This is a genomic window from Lederbergia sp. B243.17, from assembly GCF_057657925.1.
This window is the reverse complement of sequence record NZ_JBWBKF010000085.1, coordinates 237293-260506: the sequence shown is the minus strand read 5'-3', so window position 1 is coordinate 260506 and position 23214 is coordinate 237293. Positions and strand designations below refer to the sequence as shown.

Below are 23214 nucleotides of genomic sequence, written 5' to 3'. Positions count from 1 at the left end.
GATTTCAAGACTTAAAAACTTTGTTAAAATAGAAGGGATATTGCTATTTTATCAGGAAGCAAAGGGGTAGGTGACATCGTTGGGAAAAATCATTTCCATAGCCAACCAAAAAGGGGGCGTCGGGAAAACGACCACCTCTGTCAATCTTGGGGCTTGTCTGGCACATATCGGCAAAAAGGTATTGCTGATTGATATCGACCCGCAGGGAAATGCCACAAGCGGAGCCGGGATCGACAAAGGAGATGTCCACCAGTGTATTTACGATGTGCTCGTAGATGATGTGGATATAGAAAATGTCATTTTGCCGACAGCAGTGGAACGGTTGTCCGCAGTACCGGCAACAATCCAGCTTGCTGGCGCAGAGATTGAGCTCGTGCCGACCATTTCACGCGAAGTGAGACTGAAACGAGCGATTGACCAAGTGAAAGACCGCTATGATTATATATTGATTGATTGCCCGCCCTCTCTTGGCCTGCTTACAATTAACGCGCTGACCGCCTCTGATTCTGTGCTGATCCCGGTTCAATGCGAGTATTATGCTTTAGAAGGGCTGAGCCAGCTGCTGAATACTGTCCGTCTTGTACAGAAACATCTCAATCATGACTTGATGATCGAGGGTGTATTGCTCACGATGCTCGACGCCCGGACGAATCTCGGGCTGCAAGTGATCCAGGAAGTGAAGAAATACTTTCAAAACAAAGTATATCGAACGATCATTCCACGGAATATCCGGCTGAGTGAAGCGCCAAGCCATGGAGAACCAATTATAATCTACGACCCGAAATCCAGAGGAGCGGAAGTATACTTAGATCTTGCAAAGGAAGTGGCTGCAAATGGCTAAAGGTCTTGGCAAAGGGATCAATGCTTTGTTTGCAAATATGGAAGAAGTAAGTTCCGAGGAACAGGTAAGAGAGATTGATTTAAAAGAAATTACACCGAATCCCTATCAGCCGAGGAAAGTTTTTTCTCCTGAGGCGATTGATGAACTAAAAGAATCAATTAAGCTGCATGGCGTATTGCAGCCGATCATTTTAAGAAAAAACATCAAGGGCTACGAGATTGTCGTAGGTGAGAGGCGTTTCCGTGCTGCAAAGGCGGCAAAGCTGAAGACTATCCCGGCTGTCATCAGGGAACTGAATGACCAGCAAATGATGGAACTTGCCATCTTGGAGAACCTGCAAAGGGAAGATCTCAATCCGATTGAAGAAGCGATTGCCTATGAATCATTGATGAAAAAGCTGAAAATGACTCAAGAAGAGTTGGCGAAACGACTTGGAAAAAGCAGGCCGCATATTGCAAACCATCTAAGATTGCTTACTCTGCCAGAAAGAATCCAGGATGCGATAACAACTGGCACGCTTTCGATGGGGCACGGACGTACGCTTCTCGGCCTGAAAAATAAGGAATTGGTTGCGGAAGCAGCGGAAAAAGCGGTCAAAGAGCATTTGAATGTCCGCCAGCTGGAAAAGCTCGTTCAGCAGCTGAATGAAAATGTTCCACGTGAAACAAAGAAGCCTGAAGTGAAGAAGAACGTATTTATCCGTGACAGGGAGAACTTGCTGAGAGAGAAGTTCGGTACCACTGTAACGATCAAGCAATCGAAGAAAAAAGGTAAAATTGAAATAGAGTTTTTGTCCGATGAGGATTTAGAGAGAATACTAGAGATTTTGGGACAGTCTGAATGAACGATCTTTTGATGGTTTAGACGATGAATGGATAGAGTGCAGCCAGCTTTGCACCTATCCGGATCGGAACGCTCCGGTCATCTCAAACCATCAATAGATGGTTTATTTTATTTTGAAAGGATATAGGTGTCTTTATGGTTTTGATGGGAACAATTGTGAATGCCGCGTGTATCGCGCTCGGCAGCATCACAGGAAAATTGCTGAACCGTGTACCGGAAGGAATGAAAACAACGGTCATGAACGGAATCAGCCTTGCCGTTATCCTGCTTGGATTGCAAATGGGATTGGCAAGTAAAAACTTTTTAATCGTCATCTTGAGCATCGTCATCGGTGCCGTATTAGGTGAGTGGTGGAAACTGGATGACAAGCTGAATAGTGTAGGCGGATGGCTTGAAAATAAAATCGGCGGCAAGGAAGATTCCAGCATCGCCCAAGGTTTTGTCACTGCCACGCTGATCTTTTTGATCGGAGCCATGGCGATTTTGGGCAGCCTCGACAGCGGCATCCGCGGCGACCACCATGTTCTTTATACAAAGGCAATCCTTGATGGGTTTATGGCCCTATTGCTGACTACTACATTCGGCATCGGTGTCATCTTTTCCATCATTCCTGTCGTCCTTTATCAGGGGGCAATCACTTTATTCGCCACACAAATTGACAAGTTTGTGCCTGAGCAGATGATGACAAGCTTTATCGCTGAGATGACTGGAACCGGCGGATTGATGATTGTTGCTATCGGTCTGAATCTGCTCGGTGTAACGAAAATCAAAGCAGCCAATCTGCTTCCGGGTATCCTTGTCGTCGCGGTCATAGTCTGGATCACAGAGATGTTTGGGTAAGGTTATGGTGCCTGCTGCCCGATGTTGAACGCAAGCTGGACATGACGCTGTCTGTCCATGAAGTTCCGATCTGCCTGAATAATGCCGGCCGCCATCTTTTTAGCCATATTCATTACCAGTTGCAGGCGGGTATTTTGCAGAACAAGAAACTCCATATAGCCGCTTACATTGACGATACCTGTCATGTGAATTTCCCCAACTTCAGGAAGTACTTTTTTCACACCGGCTCCGGGCTTTACAGGCCCTGTGCCTACCTTCAACATTCCCACATTTTTCAGGCGGCCAAGACAGGCGTCAATTCCAATCATGAACGGGTCAAGATGGGCAGCACGGATCTGTTCCAGCTTTTCCTCCAGGTTAACAGCATGAACCGGCTCTTCAAGCGTTCCATACACATGGAAATGGCGAAGGCCGGCCTCTTCCAGAAACGATCCGATAAGGGGGCCAAGGGCATCTCCCGTTGAGCGGTCTGTACCGATGCAGACGACTACGATTGGGCGATAACGATAGGGTGGAAGCAGATCAAGCAGGGAATCGGCGATCAGCATGCAAGCCTCCTGCTCATCTGTATGAATTTTCATCTCAAAAGCTTCTTTCATAGCCGCTCACTCCCTTCATTTGTAGTAACCAGTATACGGAAATTGGCTTGTCTCTATACGTGTATTTGAAGGAAACCGGATTTGGACTAGCATAACGTCTCGGAATTTGAGAAAATGATGGATAACAGGAAAGATGCTTTCAAAAAGAACAGGTGACGGCGAGGGGGACTTGGGATGGAACAAAAGGAGTTCAATTTAAAAGATGTAGTAGAAATGAAAAAACCTCATCCATGCGGCGCAAATCGCTGGCAGATCATCCGGATGGGCATGGACATTCGGATCAAATGCGAAGGGTGCGGGCATAGCGTCATGCTTCCGAGAAGAGAATTTGCAAGGAAGATAAAAAAGATCCTAGTCAAACACGAGGAGCAATGAAACAGGGTTGTCTTTTAAAGGGCAACTATCTATAATTGTGAAAGGATACAGGATTGTTCCTTCCAATTGATATGCTAAGCAATGATGAAAACATAGATGGATAAGACGGCACAGCTTTTCCTGTGCCGATTTTGAATGAATCGGGATGGTTCCCGACAAGAGGAGTGACCAATATGGCTCTTACAGCAGGGATTGTCGGTTTGCCGAACGTTGGCAAATCAACTTTATTTAATGCAATTACAAAAGCGGGGGCAGAGGCAGCCAACTACCCGTTCTGTACGATTGATCCGAATGTCGGCATCGTTGAAGTGCCAGACTACCGCCTTCAAAAGCTGACAGAACTTGTACAGCCGAAGAAAACCGTTCCGACTGCATTTGAATTCACCGATATTGCCGGCATCGTTAAAGGGGCGAGCAAAGGGGAAGGACTGGGAAACAAGTTCCTGTCTCATATCCGCCAAGTAGACGCAATCTGCCAGGTTGTCCGCTGCTTTGCAAGTGACGATATCACGCACGTCTCCGGGAAGGTCGATCCGATCGATGATATCGAAACGATCAACCTCGAATTGATTTTGGCCGATCTGGAATCCGTAGAGAAAAGAATCGGCCGAGTCGAGAAAATGGCTAGGCAAAAAGATAAGGATTCGATGTTCGAGTTCGAAATATTGTCTAAGCTCAAGGAAGCGTTCGAACAGGACTTGCCAGCACGGACTGTTGAATTCACTGAAGAACAGGCAAAGATTGTCAAAGGACTTCATTTGCTTACGAGCAAACCAATCCTGTATGTCGCAAATGTCAGCGAAGATGACATCGCGGATCCATCCGGAAATGAAAACGTACAAAAGGTAAAGGCGTTCGCCGCTAAGGAAAACGCGGAAGTAATCGTCGTTTGTGCAAAGATTGAAGAGGAGATCGCCGAGCTTGATGACGATGAAAAAGCGATGTTCTTGGATGAACTGGGAATTGAGGAATCAGGTCTTGACCAATTGATCCGGGCTTCCTATGACTTGCTCGGGCTTGCGACGTATTTCACAGCCGGAGTCCAGGAAGTGCGGGCGTGGACATTCAAAAAAGGAATGAAAGCACCGCAATGCGCCGGCATCATCCATACCGACTTTGAGAAAGGCTTCATTCGGGCGGAAACTGTTTCATATGAAGACCTTTTGGCAGGCGGCTCGATGGCAGGGGCAAGAGAAGCAGGGAAAGTCCGTCTGGAAGGCAAGGATTATGTAGTCAAGGACGGCGACGTCATCCATTTCCGCTTTAACGTGTAAACATGAATACTGATCCAATGTGAGGCATCTATTATCCATATAGATGCCTTTTTTATTTGCGAAATGAAGGGTTCCCCACAACGGAAAGCGAAGTGTGAAGTAAAGAATTGGATAGGAGGGGATTGCCCTGAGAGAGGCAGTCATAGTTGAAGCGGTACGAACCCCCGTCGGCAAAAGGAATGGAGCGCTGAGCGGTATACGCCCAGACGAATTGCTCGCACTTGTGTTGAGTGAGGTAATGGAACGGGCAAAAGTCGACCCTGCACGAGTCGAGGATGTGATCGCCGGTTGTGTCACCCAGTCAGGTGAACAAGCTGCTGATATTGCAAGGGTGGCAGCGCTGATCGCAGGCTTTCCAGTTACTGTTCCAGGTGTGACACTCGACAGACAATGCGGGTCCGGCCAGCAAGCCGTCCATTTTGCGGCCCAGGCGATTGAGAGCGGGGACATGGATATGGTCATTGCGTGCGGTGTGGAAAGCATGTCCCGTGTCCCAATGTTCTCCAATCAGCAAGGCGCGTTGCCGAGTAAAAAGCTCATGGAAAGATACGAAATGATCAATCAGGGAGTCTCTGCCGAGCGAATTGCTGATAAATGGGGATTATCAAGGGAGGAACTTGATGGTTTTGCGTTACAGAGTCATGAAAAGGCAATTCAAGCAATGAGAGAGGGGCGATTCCAGCGAGAAATCATGCCTGTCGAAACGGAAAAAGGCAAGTTTCTTCACGATGAAGGTCCCCGTGAAGATACATCTATAGAGAAGCTTGCGTCGCTTACCCCTTCTTTTGTAAAAGAAGGAAAGGTTACGGCAGGAAACGCAAGCCAGATCAGTGACGGTGCGTCAGCCATTTTGCTGATGTCGAGAGAAAAAGCGGAAGAACTTGGGATCAAACCCCGCTTCCGGATGCTCGCCCGTGCAGTTGTCGGTTCGGATCCGACCCTTATGCTCACCGGGCCGGTCGCCGCTACAGAAAAGGCATTGAAAAAGGCAAATATGGAGCTTTCACAGATCGATCTGTTTGAAATCAACGAGGCCTTCGCATCCGTTCCGCTTTTCTGGCTCAAAGAAACAGGGGCAGATGGAGAAAAAGTGAATGTGAATGGGGGAGCAATCGCACTCGGACATCCTCTTGGCGCCAGTGGAGCAAGGTTGATGACAACAATGTTGCATGAACTCGAGCGGAGCGGTAAACGGTACGGTCTTCAGGCCATATGCGAAGGGTTCGGAATGGCAAACGCAACGATTATTGAAAGGCTCGATTGAATAAGTTCTTGTGAAAAGAGGGCGCTGGCGGCGATGAATGGTGAGTTTCGTACAATTGGCTGTTTTTACAAGTATAATCCTCCTCGGAATTCAAAAAATAAGACCTGAATCATGAGCAATGGAAGTGCTTTTGATTTGGACTAAATTTGAGAGGGGCATGCCGCTTGAAAACATTACGTCGCATTGCCATGGCGCTAGTGATCATCGGGGCAATCAACTGGGGACTCGTTGGACTGTTCCGATTTGATCTTGTAGGAGCGCTATTTGGCGGAACCACATCAGGATTTGCCCGCTTAATCTTCACCCTTGTGGGGATCAGCGGAATTGTCGCTCTGATTACGCAATTCATGGGAGAATCCCAAAGCCAACAGAGCAGCCAAAAAAGCAATGAAAGCAGCCAGCGAAGCCAATATAGCCAAGCTTCAAGCACAACATCTTCAGACAAAACAACCGGTTCCGACTCAACGAATTCAGGACTCGCTTCTGGAACAAACTCCGGTTCATCAACTGGGATGGGGCGTACCGCTTCAGGTTCAGCTTTCGGCACGGGAACACCTGCATTCAGCACAGAGTTCGCTGACGAGCCGAATGAAGACTTGCTTTACAACCCTTCGAGAGAAGCGTATGAAGGACAGAAATCGTCTGAAGGACAGAATTACCAAAAAAATGATGGTAAGAACAGCTAACAACAGGAGCCATGCCTTGCGCATGGCTTTTTGATTTGTAAGCACATTTTCCGGTCTTCGCCTTATGCCTGTCCAGCTCCGTGCGCCAGCGACTAGCAGATTTCGGGGTTCTTCCTACGATAAGTCAACATCGGCTCCTGCGTCGCCGTGTTTCCTTTATCTCGTCAGAATCCCTCCAATTTGTACGTCGCTAAACGGCGCCCTCCGCTTTTCTCTGTCCAGCTGCGGGCGATAGGGGCTCGAGGTCGCTTCGGAAAAGACCAGGTGGATTGGAAAGCATCCACCCAGTCTTTTCCTCCAGCGCTTGTCGCCCCTAATCAATCGCCCTCCGCTTTTCTCTGTCCAGCTCCGTGCGCCAGCGACTAGCAGATTTCGGGGTTCTTCCTACGATAAGTCAACATCGGCTCCTGCGTCGCCGTGTTTCCTTTATCTCGTCAGAATCCCTCCAATCTGTACGTCGCTAAACGGCCTCCGCTTTTCTTTTTAGCATGGTTGCGCGGCGTGGAAGGATATGCTATAATTACTCATTGTGAGTAATGAAAATTGCTCCTTGTCCTTTTTTACCGAAAAAGGACCGTATAGTCCATAAGGAGGTGACTGAACGATGAGAAAGTACGAAATCATGTACATTATTCGCCCGAACATTGAAGAGGAAGCGAAAGCGGCTGTAGTTGAGCGTTTCGATAACATCCTTAAAAATGAAGGTGCTGAAATCATCGAATCAAAAGATTGGGGTAAGCGTCGTCTTGCATACGAGATTGAGGATTTCCGTGACGGATTCTACCGTCTGATCCACACAAATGCAGCTCCTGAAGCAGTTCAGGAATTCGACCGTCTTGCGAAGATCAGCGATGATATCATTCGTCATATCGTAATCAAAGAAGAAGAAAAATAATCAATTATTGTTTCACGTGAAACATTTTCAAAAATCGGGGAGAGGTTGATTCTGATGATGAACCGGGTTGTATTAGTAGGCCGATTAACAAAAGACCCAGAGTTGCGCTACACTCCAGCAGGGGTAGCAGTGGCGACTTTTACGTTGGCAGTTAACCGTACTTTCACAAACCAGCAAGGTGAAAGAGAAGCAGACTTCATCAATTGTGTGGTCTGGCGCCGTCCCGCCGAGAATGTTGCGAATTTCTTAAAGAAAGGCAGCCTCGCGGGAGTGGATGGCCGTGTACAGACACGCAATTATGAGGGACAAGACGGCAAGCGTGTATACGTGACCGAGATTGTGGCTGAATCCGTTCAGTTCTTGGAACCACGCGGAGCAGCACAACAGGGCGGCCGGGAAGATTTCGGCGGCAATCAAAGAAATCAAGGCTTCTCACCTTACGGAAATCAAAATCAGAATCAAAACCAGGGCCAGCAAGGCTATACCCGGGCTAATGAAGATCCGTTCTCTAATGATGGACAACCGATTGACATCTCGGACGACGATCTTCCATTCTAATCAGGACAGGAGGGAAATAAGATGGCAGGTGGACGCAGAGGTGGACGTAAGCGCCGGAAAGTGTGTTATTTCACATCAAACGGCATTACACACATCGACTACAAAGATGTAGAATTGCTTAAAAAATTCGTATCTGAACGTGGAAAAATTCTTCCACGCCGTGTAACGGGTACAAGTGCGAAGTACCAACGTAAATTGACAGCCGCTATCAAACGCGCTCGTCAAATGGCACTTCTTCCATTCGTATCAGGTGAATAATATATAGAGCGAAAGCCTGGTCAGGTGTGAACTTGACCAGGCTTTTTTTTATCGGCTAATCTTGCCGCAAGGTGATTGGATCCTGTGCGGAAAGGGAATAGAACAAAAATGTTCACAGAAAAGGAACGAATGTTCTATATTAAATGCCGGGAAAGTTGAAGTATCTCTCCATCATCGGTAAAATAGGAGGGTAAAGGTACAATCAAATAATGAGGTGAAAGAGTGAAGAACACCCGAATGCTGGTGGAAGGAGCGCTCATGCTCTCCATTTTTGTTATACTGCTGCTCATATCAATTTATGTACCGTTCTTGATGTTGATCAGCCAATTCTTCTTAGTGCTGCCATTCTTGGTATACAGTGCAAAATATCCGCTAAAATACGCCTCGATTGTTCTCATCGGTGCAGCCATGCTCTCACTTATTGTCGGGTCACTGACGGCAGTGCCACTTGCCTTGCTCTACGGCATAACAGGAACTGTAATGGGCTATGGGATCCAAAAAGGCAAGTCGAAGGGAAGCATCTTTGTCACATCAAGCATTGCCTTTCTGTTGAGCATTGTTGGGATTTTTATTGTGCTGGCCCAATTTTTCAGCATCAATCTCATTGATAAGTTTTTTGAGGTCTTCCATTCTTCCGCAGACCAATATATAAAGCTGATGGAAAGCACCGGTCAGAAACCGCCGCTTGAGTTCAGAGCGCAGCTGGATGAGATGATTAAACTGTTCCAGGTCTTGCTGCCGAGCATGGTGGCAGGGGCGGCCTTTATTTCTGTGCTTCTGCTCATGCTGATCAATTTTCCAATTGTGAAGAGGCTTGGCATTTCGGTGCCGCGGTTTGAGCGCTTCGGATCGTTGCGGCTGCCAAGGCAGGTACTGTATTTATACTTGGTCGTTCTGCTTGCTTCGCTGTTCTTGAAGGCAGAGCCGGGGACATATTGGTATGCGGCAATATTGAATGCAGCGCAGATACTTCAGGTGCTGCTCGTCATTCAAGGACTCTCATTTATCTATTATGTGAGCGATCTGAAAAAGGTCCCGAAAATCATCCCGATTCTCGCTGTCCTTTTTGCCATCATCCTGCCAATTTTCCTTTCCATCGTGAGATTCTTGGGTATAATTGACTTAGGATTTAACCTTAGGCGGTATTTTGAGAAGAAGGAACCATAAACGAACAGGAATTGAAGGAGCTGAAGGAATGCCTTCATACTTTAATCAGCGGAAACAGCGGTATCCCCTTTACGGCATTATGGCGGTCTCCATCATCCTCCTCGCCTTCATCGGAGCTGAGCGCTGGTGGATTGCGCTCATTGCAGCGCTTTTGCTGGTAATTTTCTTTTCCTACGCCATGACTATTGAACAGAAAATGGTAAAGGAAACACAGGAATACATAGCGACCCTTTCCTATAGGCTGAAAAAAGTCGGGGAAGAGGCTTTGCTTGAAATGCCAATCGGTATTATGCTGATCAATGATGAGTACGAGATCGAGTGGACAAATTCATACATGGCTTCCATTTTCGATGAAACCACGCTCATCGGAAAATCGCTATACGATGTAGGGGAACCGGTTATTCCGCTTTTAAAGCAAGAATTAGAGAAGGATATTATCACCTTGAATGAGCGGAAATTCCGCGTTTTGTTCAAGCCTGAAGAGAAACTGCTGTACTTCTTTGATGTTACGAATGAAATGGAGACGCTCAAACGATATGAAGCCGAACGAAATGTAATTGCGATCATCCTGCTTGATAATTACGACGATGCGACTCAGGGGATGGATGACCAGACGCGGAGTGGATTGAATAGCACGATTACTTCCTTGTTGAATAACTGGGCACTGGAGAGAGGGATCTTCCTAAAAAGGGTCTCTTCAGACCGCTTTGTTACGTTGTTGAACGAGGAAACGCTGCAGGGGCTTGAGAAAGAGAAGTTTTCCATACTGGATACTGTACGGGATGTCACTGCCAAGGAAAGCACGGCCGTCACCCTCAGCATCGGAGTCGGCATGGGCGGCCATTCACTGCCCGAACTTGGTGAACTGGCACAATCGAGCCTGGATCTTGCCCTCGGACGTGGCGGCGACCAGGTTGCAATGAAGCTGCCGAATGGAAAGCTGAAATTCTACGGCGGCAAGACGAATCCAATGGAAAAACGAACAAGAGTAAGGGCGAGGGTCATCTCGCACGCATTGAAGGAATTGATTATCGAAAGTGATAAAGTGATTGTGATGGGACATAAGTTTCCGGACATGGATGCAATCGGAGCGTCAATCGGTGTTCGGAAAATCGCGGCGATGAATAAGCGAGAAGGATATGTAGTCGTTGATTTTGATCAGATTGATACGGCAGTAGCCAGGCTGATTGAAGAAATGAAAAAATATCCTGAGCTGCACTCCAGGCTGATCTCTCCGGAAGAGGCGCTGGAGCTGGCGACGGAGAATACGCTCGTTGTCGTCGTCGATACCCATAAACCGTCTCTCATAATAGAAGAGAGACTACTGCAGAAGACGGACAGGGTCGTCGTTATCGATCATCACCGCAGGAGCGAGGATTTCATCAAGAAGCCGCTGCTCGTCTATATGGAACCATACGCTTCCTCGACGGCAGAGCTAGTGACCGAACTGCTCGAATACCAGCCAAAAGGCGAGAAAATCAACACGGTGGAAGCGACTGCGCTTCTTTCCGGAATCATTGTCGACACGAAAAGCTTCACCTTGAGGACGGGTTCGCGGACGTTCGATGCAGCATCATACTTACGGGCACAGGGTGCAGATACGGTTCTCGTCCAGACATTCCTGAAGGAGAGCGTCGAGACGTATGTAAAGCGGGCCAGACTGATTGAAACAGCAGAGTTCTATGCTGCCGATATTGCGATAGCAGCCGGCAGGGAGGACACGGTTTATCATCCGGTCATGATCGCCCAGGCTGCCGATGCCCTGCTGACAATGGACGGTGTCACTGCCTCCTTCGTTGTTGCTCGCAGATCCGGTGATGTAGTCGGCATCAGTGCCAGATCACTTGGAAAGGTAAATGTCCAATTGATCATGGAGTCACTTGGAGGAGGCGGACATTTGTCCAACGCAGCCGTCCAGCTTTCTGATATTACGGTGGAAGCCGCCGAGTTGAAATTGAAACAGGCAATTGATGAGTATGTGGAAGGGAGTCAGGAGACATGAAGGTTATCTTTCTGAAAGATGTAAAAGGCAGAGGAAAAAAAGGCGAGGTAAAAAATGTAGCTGACGGATACGCTAACTTTTTGCTCAAGCAAGGCCAAGCAGTAGAAGCCACTCCAGGAAACATGAAAAATCTCGATCAGCAGAAGAAGAAAGAAGAAAAGCTGGCTGAGGAAGAATTGGCGGAAGCGAAGGAACTGAAAGAAAAGATTGAAAAGATTACCGTCGAACTTTCCGCAAAAAGCGGGGAAGGCGGCCGTCTTTTCGGCTCGATCACAAGCAAGCAGATCGCAGACGCACTGAATAAAGCGCATAAGATCAAAGTCGACAGAAGAAAAATCGTGATGGATGATGCAATCCGTTCCTTAGGGGTGACTAAGGTTCCAGTTAAGCTCCATCCAGGTGTGGCAGCGGAGCTCAGCGTCCATGTAAAAGAAGAAAAATAAAATTGCCATATGGATTCACAGGGATTCATGGTAAAATAGAAAGAAACAAGAGAAATGTGACGCAGGTTCAGGCCGGTCACATTTTTTCTATGAAAAAGCTTATCTAGACATTCCAAGGAGGCAAGCTCATGAGTGATTTGTTTGCGGATCGGATTCCGCCGCAAAACATCGAGGCAGAGCAGGCTGTCATAGGTGCGATTTTCCTCGATCCTGCTGCATTGATGCTCGCGTCTGAGGTCTTGCTGCCAGAAGATTTTTACCGCAGTGCCCACCAGAAAATCTATGATTGCATGCTCAATTTGAGTGAAGCGGGCAAGGCAGTCGATTTGATTACCGTCACCGAGGAGCTGGCAGCTGCCAAATTGCTTGAAGATGTGGGCGGAATCTCGTATTTAAGTGAAATTTCCGTGTCGGTTCCGACCGCTGCGAATATCGGCTATTATGCCAGGATTGTCGAGGAAAAATCTCTTCTAAGAAGGTTGATCCGCACTGCGACGACGATCGCCACAGACGGATATTCACGAGAAGATGAAGTAAATGCACTGCTTGATGAAGCAGAAAAGAAAATTATGGAGGTCGCCCAGCGCAAAAATGCAGGTGCCTTCCATGATATAAAAGACGTACTCGTTCGTACGTACGACAATATTGAACTACTGCATAACCGCAAAGGGGATGTGACCGGAATTCCGACCGGCTTTGCCGAGCTTGACAGGATGACGGCCGGTTTCCAGCGCAACGACTTGATCATCGTCGCTGCCCGTCCATCTGTCGGTAAGACGGCGTTCGCTTTGAATATCGCCCAGAATGTCGGGACAAAGACAGGGGAAAATGTAGCGATCTTCAGTCTCGAGATGGGCGCAGAGCAGCTCGTCATGCGGATGCTTTGTGCGGAAGGCAATATCAATGCCCAGAACTTGCGGACCGGATCCCTTACGGATGAGGACTGGCGCAAGCTGACGATGGCAATGGGGAGCCTGTCCAATTCCGGCATTTTCATCGATGATACACCGGGAATCCGGATCAGTGAAATCCGTTCGAAATGCCGGCGTCTCAAGCAAGAACATGGACTTGGCATGATTTTAATTGACTACTTGCAGCTCATTCAGGGCAGCGGGCGCTCCTCACAGGAAAATCGCCAGCAGGAAGTATCGGAAATCTCGCGTTCCTTGAAGGCTTTGGCAAGGGAGCTTGAAGTGCCGGTCATCGCCCTTTCGCAGTTATCGCGGGGCGTCGAGCAGCGCCAGGATAAACGGCCGATGATGTCGGATATCCGGGAATCAGGAAGTATCGAGCAGGATGCCGATATCGTAGCGTTCCTTTACCGGGATGACTATTATGATCAGGAATCCGAGAATAAGAACATTATCGAAATCATCATAGCGAAGCAGCGGAATGGCCCAGTCGGTACCGTCCAGCTCGCTTTCGTAAAAGAATACAATAAATTCGTCAATCTGGAACGGCGGTATGACGATGCCGCCGTCCCATCAGGCGCCTGATCGAGAACCGCTGCACAATGGATGTGCAGCGGTTTTTTGCGGCCTATCTTCCATTGAATAGTGAAGAAAGTATTGTATAATTATACTTGAATATGAATCGAATCAACATCATAGGAAGGACTTGAAATCATGTTGCAAACAAAACTCGCAAATTCAGAATTAACGTCATGGGCGGTCGAACACAGACGCCATTTTCATATGCACCCGGAGCTTTCGGGACAAGAATATCAAACAGCAGCCTACGTAAAAGAGAGGCTTACGGAGATGGGGCTGCCGATTTTGGAGAAGTATTCCGCTCCGAATGTGATCAGCTATCTTGAGGGAACAGAAGGAAAGAAGACGATCGCTCTGCGCGCTGACATGGATGCGCTGCCGATGACAGAGGAAGGGGAAAAATCGTATGCCTCCACTGTGCCCGGTGTTTTCCACGGCTGTGGCCATGATGGGCATACTGCGATTCTACTTGCTGCAGCGAAATGGATGGTATCCAATAGAGAAAGCGTAAAGAACAACATTATTTTTATTTTCCAGAGCTCGGAGGAAGCATCTCCAAGCGGAGCCGATCAGCTTGTAAAAGAAGGACTATTGGACAACGTGGATGTCGTATATGGTCTTCACCTTCAGGCAGGACTGCCGCTTGGAAAAATCGGCTTTGCACCCGGTTTTGCGATGGCATCTTCCGATGACTTCGATATTACGATTGAGGGCGTCGGAGGGCATGGCGGCCAGCCACAGGAAGCCGTCGATCCGATTTATATTTCTACACACTTGATCCAGGCATTCCAGTCGATTGTCAGCCGCAATCTTCACCCGCTTCAGGCTGGGGTCATCTCATTCGGGGGTGTACAGGCTGGAAACTCATACAATGTCATCCCGTCTTCCGCAAGACTGCAGGGAACAATCCGTGCACTCACATTTGAAGCAGCAGATATGATGAAGGAAAGGACAAAGCAGCTTACAGAATCGCTTTGTGCAAGCTTTGGAGCGAAGGGGCATTACGAGTACATCGTCGGTACCCCGCCGCTATACAACCATCCTGAAGCGTGTGAGCGTGCAAAGGACATCATCCTTAATACATTTGGCGAAGAGACATTCGTGGAAATGGACCCGACACTTGGTGCAGAGGACTTCTCCTATTATTTAAAAGAGAAAAAAGGGGCTTTCATCAATGTCGGCATGCAGAGTGAAAAAAGCCAATACCCGCACCATCACCCGAGATTTGACATCGATGAGGCGGCTTTTCCGGCAGCAATCGAAATGATGATCCAATTTGCACTGCAAGGCTGAGGCAGGGAAATGCTTAAATGATTTTTAAGGATTAAAATAGGCAAGAAAGGGAAATATAAGAACAATAGGTCTGAAAAGGCGAACGATTGTCTGTATAACAGATATAACGTTCGCCTTTTGGATTGACTGTTGAATCTAAACGCGTTAAAATGAAGATGTTTGTTAAAAGTGGTTCTTAAAAGAGCCAACGGAGGTGCTTTCTATGTCTTCAGTAGTCGTTGTTGGAACACAATGGGGAGATGAAGGAAAAGGCAAAATTACGGATTTCCTATCTGAAAATGCAGAAGTGATCGCCCGCTACCAAGGCGGCGACAATGCAGGCCACACCATACAATTTCACAATGTAACATACAAATTGCACTTGATTCCATCAGGGATCTTTTTTAAAGATAAAATCAGCGTGATTGGAAACGGCATGGTCGTCAATCCAAAATCACTCGTAAAAGAGCTTAAATATTTGCAGGATCAAGGCGTCACGACGGATAACCTGCGGATTTCCAACCGTGCCCATGTCATTCTCCCGTATCATTTGAAAATTGATGAGGTGGAAGAAGACCGTAAAGGTGATAATAAAATCGGCACAACGAAAAAAGGCATCGGCCCTGCGTATATGGATAAAGCGGCCCGCGTCGGCATCCGGATTGCCGATTTGCTCGATCGGGAAGTATTCGAAGAGAAGCTTGCCCGAATCCTTGTAGACAAAAACCGTCTTTTGGAGCGTTTTTACGAAACCGAAGGATTTAAGCTTGAGGAGATTCTTAACGAGTATTATGAATATGGGCAGCAATTAAAGCAATACGTCTGCGATACATCTGTCGTCCTCAATGATGCGCTAGATGAAGGCAAGCGGGTGCTGTTCGAAGGGGCACAAGGCGTTATGCTTGATATTGACCAGGGGACTTACCCGTTTGTTACATCCTCCAACCCGGTTGCCGGCGGAGTGACAATCGGCTCCGGAGTCGGCCCGACGAAGATCGACCATGTTGTCGGCGTCTGCAAGGCATATACATCAAGAGTCGGAGATGGCCCATTCCCGACTGAGCTGAATGACGAAATCGGCAATCAGATCCGTGAAGTCGGCCGCGAATACGGAACAACGACAGGCCGTCCGCGCCGTATCGGCTGGTTTGACAGCGTCGTCGTACGCCATGCAAGAAGGGTGAGCGGCATCACAGACCTTTCACTCAACTCGATTGATGTGCTGACCGGGATTGAAACAGTAAAAATCTGCACAGCGTATGACTATAAAGGTGAATTGATCAAAGAATATCCGGCAAATTTGAACATTTTGAAGGAGTGCAAGCCGGTTTACGAGGAATTGCCAGGCTGGACAGAGGACATTACAGCCTGCAAAACACTCGATGAGCTCCCTGCCAACGCTCGTCACTATCTGGAGCGCGTCTCCCAACTGACCGGCATCCCGCTTTCGATCTTTTCGGTTGGACCGGACCGCTCACAAACAAATGTCGTCAAAAGCGTCTGGAGATAATAACAAAGCCCGCCACAGGAGGAACAACTTCCTCAACTCCCTTTGTGACGGGCTTTTCCTATACAGTTTTCTGTATTTGTGTCCACATGTTAACCATTTCGCTATAAATTTGTCGAAAGTTGTTGCCACCGAGTATGTGACTATGGTAACATGAGTTTTGTTACCTCAGATGGCCTGTCAGCACCGAAGCGAAGCACCTTTGAAACGGCAATGCGGGCGTACCTATCGAGCTGCTTAATCCTGAGATGGAGACGAAGGACAAGCACGAACTGAATAAGCATATTATCCCTAATTATGGCTCAGTAGCTCAGTTGGTAGAGCAAAGGACTGAAAATCCTTGTGTCGGCGGTTCGATTCCGTCCTGAGCCACTTTACCCCAAAAAGCATGGCGACGACATTGACTCTCGCCTTGCTTTTTTTTATTTTCCTCCCTATATTAACCCATTTCAATGTTTTTTCAAAATTGTCAGTCTATATACAATTATATTACATTCTCTTAAACTCCCTTGGCTTCTGGAAACTTTATGGTAAGGTAGTAAAGGGACTAGAGAACTATATGAAAAATAAAAACAATCAACGATAGAGTTGTAATGGTTTTAGGGGGATATACAAATGTTTCGAAAGCCAAACCGGCCGGAGCAACGCAAGTGGAAGCATACGCTTGCCCATGCAATGGCAGGAAGCTTGGTCTTATCAATGCTCGCTTTTTCACCTGTGAAAGCAGGGGCTGAAGCGAAACTGTCAACGGTGTACCATGTGTATGTGGACGATGCGTATGTAGGAGCGGCAACAGACAAGAAGGTTGTTGAAGCCGCAGCGGATAAAGCGATCAAGAAGGCCCAGGACGAGTTAAAAGGTTATGAATTGGAAATAGGGAATCACGTTACATACATAGCAGAGCAGGCCTTCCGCCCAGTGGCGAATAACGAGGCGGTTGAGGAGAAAATCGGCGAGCTGGCCAAGGTCAAAGCAGTCAGCACCGCGATCTCCATTGCCGGAAAAAATGCCGTACATGTAAAAGATGAAGAAACGGCGAAAAAGGTTATTGACCAAATCAAGCTTTCCTATGCGACAGAAGCGGAAATCAAAGCCGCTGAAGAACGCAAGAGTGCAGCAGAACCACTGCCGCCGATGGAAAAGGATGAACTGCGGACGATGGATGTCCGGATCGATGAAGAACTGGAATTGAAAAAGGATGCCGTGTATCCGGAAAAAATCCTTTCTGCCGAGGAAGCCGTGAAATTGTTGCTGAAGGGCACATTGGAAGAACAGAAATACACCGTGCAGGAGGGAGATGTGCTCGGCACAATTGCCGCCAAGCACAACCTCAGCACAGCGAAGCTGATTGAGCTGAATGAGGGCATGACCGAAGATACGCTCCTGCAGATCGGCCAGGAAGTAAACACGGTTGTGACGAAGCCGCTCATCCACGTTGAAATCGTCCGGGATCTTCTGAGAGAAGAGGATGTACCGTTCGAAGTGGAGACAGTTCAGGATAGCAATTTGCCGAAGGGCGAAACGAAAGTGACCCAGGAAGGCAAGAACGGGAAAAGCTACATCCAATACCGGCTAATCGAAAAGAACGGCAAGGAAGTCTCCAAGGAGAAGACCGATGAAAGGGTATTGGAAGCTCCGGTCAAGAAAGTGGTCGTAGAGGGAACAAAGGTCATCCCTTCACGCGGAACTGGCCAATTCAGCTGGCCGACAAACGGAGGCTATATTTCAAGCCGCTCCGGACAGCGCTGGGGCCGGCAGCATAAAGGCATCGATATCGCGCGTCCGAGCAACTATACGATCAAAGCGGCAGATCATGGCATCGTTGTCTCTGCTGGCTGGAACAATGGCGGCTACGGCAATAAAATCGTAATCGACCATCAGAACGGCTATCGCACGGTTTACGCACATCTGAACTCCATCAGTGTAAAACCGGGCCAGAGGGTCGAGAAGGGTTCGGCGATCGGAATTATGGGCTCAACGGGCAATTCGACCGGAACCCATCTGCACTTCGAAGTCTATAAAAATGGCGGTCTGCAAAATCCGCTGAATTACTTGCATTAATGCAACCGGAAAAATAATGCTTCACCTTGAATTCACAATACGAGGGTCAGGTGCAAAAGGGGATTTGGGCTCTTTTGTACCTGGCCCTTTAAATATGATAAAATAGAGAGATTAGAAGGAAAAACACGTTCAGTTTTATATACATTGACCGATTTCAAACAGTAAAGGGGATACGGCCATGGATAAAAAGATTCTTGTTGTCGATGATGAAAAGCCGATTGCGGATATACTGCAGTTCAATTTGAAAAAGGAGGGCTTCACCGTCCAATGTGCATATGACGGAGATGAGGCGCTCAAGCTTGTAGAAGAAATGAAGCCGGATATGATTTTGCTTGATATCATGCTTCCAAGCCGCGACGGAATGGAAGTATGCCGTGAAGTCCGGAAGAAGCATGACATGCCGATCATCATGCTGACGGCAAAGGATTCAGAGATAGACAAAGTGCTCGGACTTGAGCTTGGAGCGGATGATTATGTGACAAAGCCGTTCAGCACAAGGGAACTGATCGCCAGGGTAAAGGCGAATATGCGCCGTCATGCCCAAATTGCCCAGCAAGCGGAGGAAGACGATCAGAATGAGATTACGATCGGCAATCTGACAATTCATCCGAATGCATACATGGTGTCCAAAAACGGCGAAACAATCGAATTGACCCACAGAGAGTTTGAGCTTCTTCATTATTTGGCCAAGCATATCGGCCAGGTAATGACCCGCGAACACTTGTTGCAGACGGTGTGGGGCTACGATTATTTCGGAGATGTCCGGACAGTTGATGTAACCGTACGGCGCCTGCGTGAGAAAATCGAAGACAATCCGAGCCATCCGACGTGGATCGTAACGAGAAGAGGCGTAGGCTATTATTTACGTACTCCTGAACAGGAGTAACCTCTCATGCAAAAGGTAGGATTTTTCCGTTCCATCCACCTGAAGTTCGTCCTTATCTATTTGCTGCTGATCGTGATCGCGATGCAGATCATCGGTGTCTATTTCGTTAGGAAACTGGAAGATCAGCTTGTGACGAACTTCCAGTCGGCAATTGAAGGGCGGCTTCCGCTGCTGGAGTACAACCTCGGCGAGGAATTGATGAAGGACCGGGCGTCGGACGACACGCCGTCTCTTGAAGAAGACGTGCAAAAGCTGCTGCGCGACTTTTCAGCTGCGGATATTTCCGAAGTGCGTATCATCAACAACAGAAGCCTGTTCATCGGAACGTCCGATCCGAATAACCAGGGAATTGTCGGACAGAAGACAACCGACGGTATGGTAAAAAGAACACTCGTCGTCGGCGAAAAGGAAGACAAAATCATTATCGACGAATCTACAGGGAAACGGATTTGGGTGCTGACTTCGCCAGTGAAAGCGGGCGGCGAAATTGTGGGCGCCATTTACCTTGTCGCCAAGATAGAAAATGTATTCGAACAGATGGAAGAAATCAATAATATTTTCATTACCGGAACAGCGATCGCGATGCTGATCACTGCAGTGCTCGGAGTGCTTCTGGCACGGACGATCACCCGTCCGATCGCCGATATGAAGCGCCAGGCGACTGCGATGGCGAAAGGGAACTTCTCGCGTAAAGTGCGGGTCTACGGCCAGGATGAAATTGGCCAGCTCGCCGCGTCCTTTAACCATCTGACGAAGAAGCTGCAGGAAGCCCAGGCGATGACAGAAGGGGAGAGACGCAAGCTGTCCTCCGTCCTCTCCTACATGACAGACGGCGTAATTGCGACTGACAGGAAAGGCCGTGTCATCCTGATCAACGAGCCGGCTGCAAAAATGCTGAATGTTCCACGTGAAACGGTCATTTCCCAGCCAATCGTCGAACTGCTTGATTTGCAGGACGAGTACACGTATGAAGATTTGCTGGAGGAACAGGAGTCGCTCATCCTCGACTATAGTACGAAGGATGAACCGTATATCCTCCGGGCCAATATATCGATCGTCCAGCGAGAGACGGGCTTTGTCAACGGACTGATCACCGTTCTCCATGACATCACCGAGCAGGAGAAGCTCGATTCCGAGAGGCGGGAATTCGTGGCGAATGTCTCGCATGAGCTGCGGACACCGCTGACGACGATGCGGAGCTACCTTGAGGCCTTGTCCGAAGGGGCGATCGAGGATGATGATCTCGGGCCGCGTTTCCTCAAGGTCACGCAAAATGAGACCGAGCGGATGATCCGGCTCGTCAATGACTTGCTCAAGCTTTCGAGGATGGACAGTCGGGATTATAAGTTGAACTCTTCCTGGGTGAACTTCCCGAAATTCTTCAATCATATCATTGACCGTTTTGAGATGACGAAGGAGAAGGCAATCACCTTCAAACGTTTTATCCCTGACCAGGACATCTTCATTGAAGTGGATGAGGACAAGCTGACGCAGGTGCTGGACAATATCATTTCGAATGCGCTCAAGTATTCTCCGGAAGGCGGGATGGTGACCTTCAAGATCCGGATCTTCGATGATCATATCGAAGTGAGCATCAGCGACCAGGGAATCGGCATTCCGAAAGAAAATGTAGAAAAGATTTTCGACCGCTTTTACCGCGTAGATAAGGCCAGGACACGCCAGCTTGGCGGCACAGGCCTCGGCCTGGCGATCGCCAAAGAGATGATTGGCGCCCATGGCGGTCAAATTTGGGCAAAAAGCGTCGAGGGCAAAGGGACGACCATTATTTTCACTTTGCCTTATGACCCGAATCAAGAGGATGATTGGTCATGAAATACGAAACGGTAAAATCAATCGTGCTGGCTATATTGGTCATCGTGAGCCTGGCGCTCACATGGAGCATCTGGACGTATCAGCCGAAATATGAGCCGAATAACAATGAGAATGTCCACGAGGTCCTGATTTCCGATCAGGAGGATGCTGTCAATCTTATCAAGCCGTCCAAGGTCCTGTTCCATATGAACGGTGCGCATTTCGGCACTGTGAATGAGGAGCAAATCGGCGCCATTCTGCAGCAAATCGGAGGATGGAAATTTTACGACATCGGAGATCCGAAAAGCCAGAGCCCGAAACAGATCCAGGCCCTCTCCCAAGCGGATAACCGGGTGGAGCTCTCTTTTCCCGATCTGGTGCCGCTGGAATTGTACAAAAGCATCATCCATCCTGATATGAAAGATCCGCCCCCAATCTCATTCGATAAAATTGTCATTAATCTGACGGCTGATACGAATGATAGCGGGTCGGTCTATTTCGTGTCGACGGAGAAAGAGGAGGTCTATGAAAGCCATATCAATAAAGACCGACTTAGCGCTTTTGCTTCGTTCATCAGCCGGACCAAACCGTCATACCAAGCCTATCAAGGGCATGAATTGCCTGGCGGCCGGTTTCTTTTCCTGCCGAGCGACAAAATCGAGCTGAAGCAGTATCATTACTTCTCTGATTATATCGATCCGGAGAAATTCAAAAGGGCCTTGTTCATAGACCCGACAATCGTACGCAAGGCTAATCTCGCGGATGGTGAGCAGTACACCGACAGCTTCAGCCTGCTGACGGTCGACTACCTGACGAATATGCTTTTCTACGTCAATCCGAGCCAGGAAGCGGACCAGCTTCCGCCGATGGAGACAGGGGAGCTGCTGAAGAAGAGCATCAACTTTGTCAACGAGCATGGCGGCTGGACCGATCATTACCGCTATTTCAATGTCGATCACCAGAAGCGGAGGGCGGTATTCCGTCTCTATTATCAGGGGTTCCCTGTTTTTAACGACCAGGGGATGGCCGAAATCATCCAGTCCTGGGGGAAAGAAGAAGTCTATGAATACAGACGGCCTTACTTCTCTCTCGACAATGCGTTTCTGATGAAAGATGTGGAGCTGCCTTCAGGCGAGGAAGTGCTGAACCGACTCCTCGGGGATGAGGATTTCAAGCCTGAAATGCTGCAGGACATGGCCATTGGCTATAAATTGGGAAGGGCCGAGGACAATCCGAAAGTATTGACCTTGGAGCCGGCCTGGTATTACTTATACGCAGGCTCGTGGCTCCGTGTCATGCCGGAAGAGAAGGGGAGGATTGACAATGGACTGGAGTAGAATTAAATCCATTTTCATCATCGCCTTCCTCATCCTGGACGTGTTTCTGCTAACCCAATTCATGAACAAGCTGCGGACGAACCAGTTTGAGGTGAAGACCGACGTCACGTTTGAAGAGAAGCTGAAAGCGGACAACATCGAAATCAGGGAGCTCCCGAAGGAAACAGCTCGAGACCAGTACATGAACGCCAATATTAAAAAGTTCACCGAGAAGGAATTATCCGGCCTGAAGCATCAGCGGGCCGAGCTCGAGTCCGATAACACGATCCACTCCACGCTGAAAAGTCCGATTTTCCTCGGTGAAAAAAGGGATTACACAGAACTGAATAATTTTGTAAAAACCGAAGTATTAAATGGAGACCAATACGGTTTTTGGAATTATAATGAAGAAGAGGGCACGATTACGTATTACCAGAAATTCAAGGACAAGCTGTTCTTCATGAACCGAAGTGCCCACCTTGTGTTTTACTTGAATGAAAACGATGAAGTAGATTCCTATACACAGACGATGCTGGATCTGGAGACGATCGAACCGATCAATGACAAAGAGGAAGTGCTCCCGGCCATCCGCGCACTCGAAGTAATGTACAAGCGCGGGCTGCTCAAGGCTGACAGTGAAATCGTGAAAGCGGAGCTCGGCTACTATACACTCGTCAGCATGGAAGCGACCCAGGTACTGACGCCGACATGGCACTTCGTGATCGAGCATGATGGCGAAGAGAGCAGTATGCTTGTCAATGCCATTGAAGGACAAATCATCCAAGCATCCGCCAACTCGGAAAAAAAACAACTGGAGTGAAATGA

21 protein-coding genes, 1 tRNA gene and 1 pseudogene are annotated in these 23214 nt (G+C 48.2%); 22 read left to right on the top strand and 1 reads right to left on the bottom strand.

All coding sequences use genetic code 11. The annotated features are described in order from the left end of the window. Positions 1–79: 79 nt before the first annotated feature. The 3 genes from AC0TWI_RS17845 to AC0TWI_RS17835 all read left to right on the top strand — a co-directional run bounded on the left by AC0TWI_RS17845 (position 80) and on the right by AC0TWI_RS17835 (position 2524). Entirely contained in the window at positions 80–841 is a 762-nt protein-coding gene (locus tag AC0TWI_RS17845) for a ParA family protein (protein ID WP_488127689.1), read from the top strand. Continuing rightward, positions 834–1685, top strand: coding sequence for a ParB/RepB/Spo0J family partition protein (locus AC0TWI_RS17840; protein WP_488127688.1), 852 nt, complete (start codon positions 834–836; stop codon positions 1683–1685). Before AC0TWI_RS17845 ends, AC0TWI_RS17840 begins: the two co-directional genes overlap by 8 nt. 134 nt (positions 1686–1819) lie before the next feature. After that, positions 1820–2524 (top strand): DUF554 domain-containing protein, encoded by a 705-nt coding sequence (locus tag AC0TWI_RS17835; RefSeq protein WP_488127687.1) that lies wholly within the window; start codon positions 1820–1822, stop codon positions 2522–2524. A gap of 2 nt (positions 2525–2526) precedes the next feature. Here AC0TWI_RS17835 and yyaC read toward each other — a convergent pair whose 3' ends face one another. Then, positions 2527–3123: a spore protease YyaC gene (gene yyaC / locus AC0TWI_RS17830; protein ID WP_488127686.1), complete on the bottom strand. Its 597-nt coding sequence runs from the start codon at positions 3121–3123 to the stop codon at positions 2527–2529. A 174-nt stretch (positions 3124–3297) separates the two neighbouring features. Between yyaC and AC0TWI_RS17825 the strand changes: the two genes are divergently transcribed. The 19 genes and pseudogenes from AC0TWI_RS17825 (at position 3298) to AC0TWI_RS17735 (ending at position 23209) form a co-directional block, all read left to right on the top strand. Continuing rightward, positions 3298–3498: a DUF951 domain-containing protein gene (locus AC0TWI_RS17825; protein WP_488127685.1), complete on the top strand. Its 201-nt coding sequence runs from the start codon at positions 3298–3300 to the stop codon at positions 3496–3498. A 173-nt stretch (positions 3499–3671) separates the two neighbouring features. Next, positions 3672–4772 carry a redox-regulated ATPase YchF gene (gene ychF, locus AC0TWI_RS17820; protein WP_488127684.1) on the top strand — a complete coding sequence of 367 codons (1101 nt, stop codon included), beginning with the start codon at positions 3672–3674 and terminating at the stop codon, positions 4770–4772. Between the two features lie 127 nt (positions 4773–4899). Further along, positions 4900–6036, top strand: coding sequence for a thiolase family protein (locus AC0TWI_RS17815; protein WP_488127713.1), 1137 nt, complete (start codon positions 4900–4902; stop codon positions 6034–6036). Positions 6037–6200: 164 nt separating this feature from the next. Further along, positions 6201–6366: pseudogene (locus AC0TWI_RS17810) on the top strand (DUF378 domain-containing protein); the annotation flags it as partial. A gap of 960 nt (positions 6367–7326) precedes the next feature. Then, complete coding sequence (gene rpsF / locus AC0TWI_RS17805) at positions 7327–7617, top strand: 30S ribosomal protein S6 (RefSeq protein WP_488127683.1); 291 nt, start codon at positions 7327–7329, stop codon at positions 7615–7617. A gap of 54 nt (positions 7618–7671) precedes the next feature. Beyond that, the gene (ssb, locus tag AC0TWI_RS17800; RefSeq protein WP_488127682.1) at positions 7672–8175 is read left to right on the top strand and encodes a single-stranded DNA-binding protein; all 504 of its coding nucleotides are present in this window, start codon (positions 7672–7674) and stop codon (positions 8173–8175) included. A 21-nt stretch (positions 8176–8196) separates the two neighbouring features. Beyond that, positions 8197–8433: a 30S ribosomal protein S18 gene (gene rpsR, locus AC0TWI_RS17795; RefSeq protein ID WP_488127681.1), complete on the top strand. Its 237-nt coding sequence runs from the start codon at positions 8197–8199 to the stop codon at positions 8431–8433. A gap of 222 nt (positions 8434–8655) precedes the next feature. After that, entirely contained in the window at positions 8656–9600 is a 945-nt protein-coding gene (locus AC0TWI_RS17790; RefSeq protein ID WP_488127680.1) for a YybS family protein, read from the top strand. Between the two features lie 28 nt (positions 9601–9628). Continuing rightward, positions 9629–11602, top strand: coding sequence for a DHH family phosphoesterase (locus tag AC0TWI_RS17785; protein ID WP_488127679.1), 1974 nt, complete (start codon positions 9629–9631; stop codon positions 11600–11602). After that, complete coding sequence (rplI, locus tag AC0TWI_RS17780) at positions 11599–12045, top strand: 50S ribosomal protein L9 (RefSeq protein ID WP_488127678.1); 447 nt, start codon at positions 11599–11601, stop codon at positions 12043–12045. Before AC0TWI_RS17785 ends, rplI begins: the two co-directional genes overlap by 4 nt. Before the next feature lie 128 nt (positions 12046–12173). Beyond that, on the top strand, positions 12174–13541 hold the full coding sequence (dnaB, locus tag AC0TWI_RS17775; RefSeq protein WP_488127677.1) for a replicative DNA helicase: 1368 nt from the start codon (positions 12174–12176) through the stop codon (positions 13539–13541). Between the two features lie 129 nt (positions 13542–13670). After that, positions 13671–14828, top strand: coding sequence for a M20 metallopeptidase family protein (locus tag AC0TWI_RS17770; protein ID WP_488127676.1), 1158 nt, complete (start codon positions 13671–13673; stop codon positions 14826–14828). Positions 14829–15030: 202 nt separating this feature from the next. Then, positions 15031–16317 (top strand): adenylosuccinate synthase, encoded by a 1287-nt coding sequence (locus AC0TWI_RS17765; protein ID WP_488127675.1) that lies wholly within the window; start codon positions 15031–15033, stop codon positions 16315–16317. Between the two features lie 296 nt (positions 16318–16613). Beyond that, positions 16614–16686: transfer RNA gene (locus AC0TWI_RS17760), tRNA-Phe, on the top strand. Between the two features lie 243 nt (positions 16687–16929). Then, positions 16930–18375, top strand: a complete 1446-nt coding sequence (locus tag AC0TWI_RS17755; protein ID WP_488127674.1) for a peptidoglycan DD-metalloendopeptidase family protein — start codon at positions 16930–16932, stop codon at positions 18373–18375. Positions 18376–18553: 178 nt separating this feature from the next. Then, the gene (gene yycF / locus AC0TWI_RS17750) at positions 18554–19261 is read left to right on the top strand and encodes a response regulator YycF (protein ID WP_488127673.1); all 708 of its coding nucleotides are present in this window, start codon (positions 18554–18556) and stop codon (positions 19259–19261) included. 6 nt (positions 19262–19267) lie between these two features. After that, positions 19268–21094 (top strand): cell wall metabolism sensor histidine kinase WalK, encoded by a 1827-nt coding sequence (gene walK / locus AC0TWI_RS17745; protein ID WP_488127672.1) that lies wholly within the window; start codon positions 19268–19270, stop codon positions 21092–21094. Then, positions 21091–22410 carry a YycH family regulatory protein gene (locus AC0TWI_RS17740; protein ID WP_488127671.1) on the top strand — a complete coding sequence of 440 codons (1320 nt, stop codon included), beginning with the start codon at positions 21091–21093 and terminating at the stop codon, positions 22408–22410. The genes walK and AC0TWI_RS17740 overlap by 4 nt, the downstream gene beginning before the upstream one ends. Further along, positions 22397–23209: a two-component system regulatory protein YycI gene (locus AC0TWI_RS17735; protein ID WP_488127670.1), complete on the top strand. Its 813-nt coding sequence runs from the start codon at positions 22397–22399 to the stop codon at positions 23207–23209. Before AC0TWI_RS17740 ends, AC0TWI_RS17735 begins: the two co-directional genes overlap by 14 nt. Positions 23210–23214 lie beyond the last annotated feature (5 nt).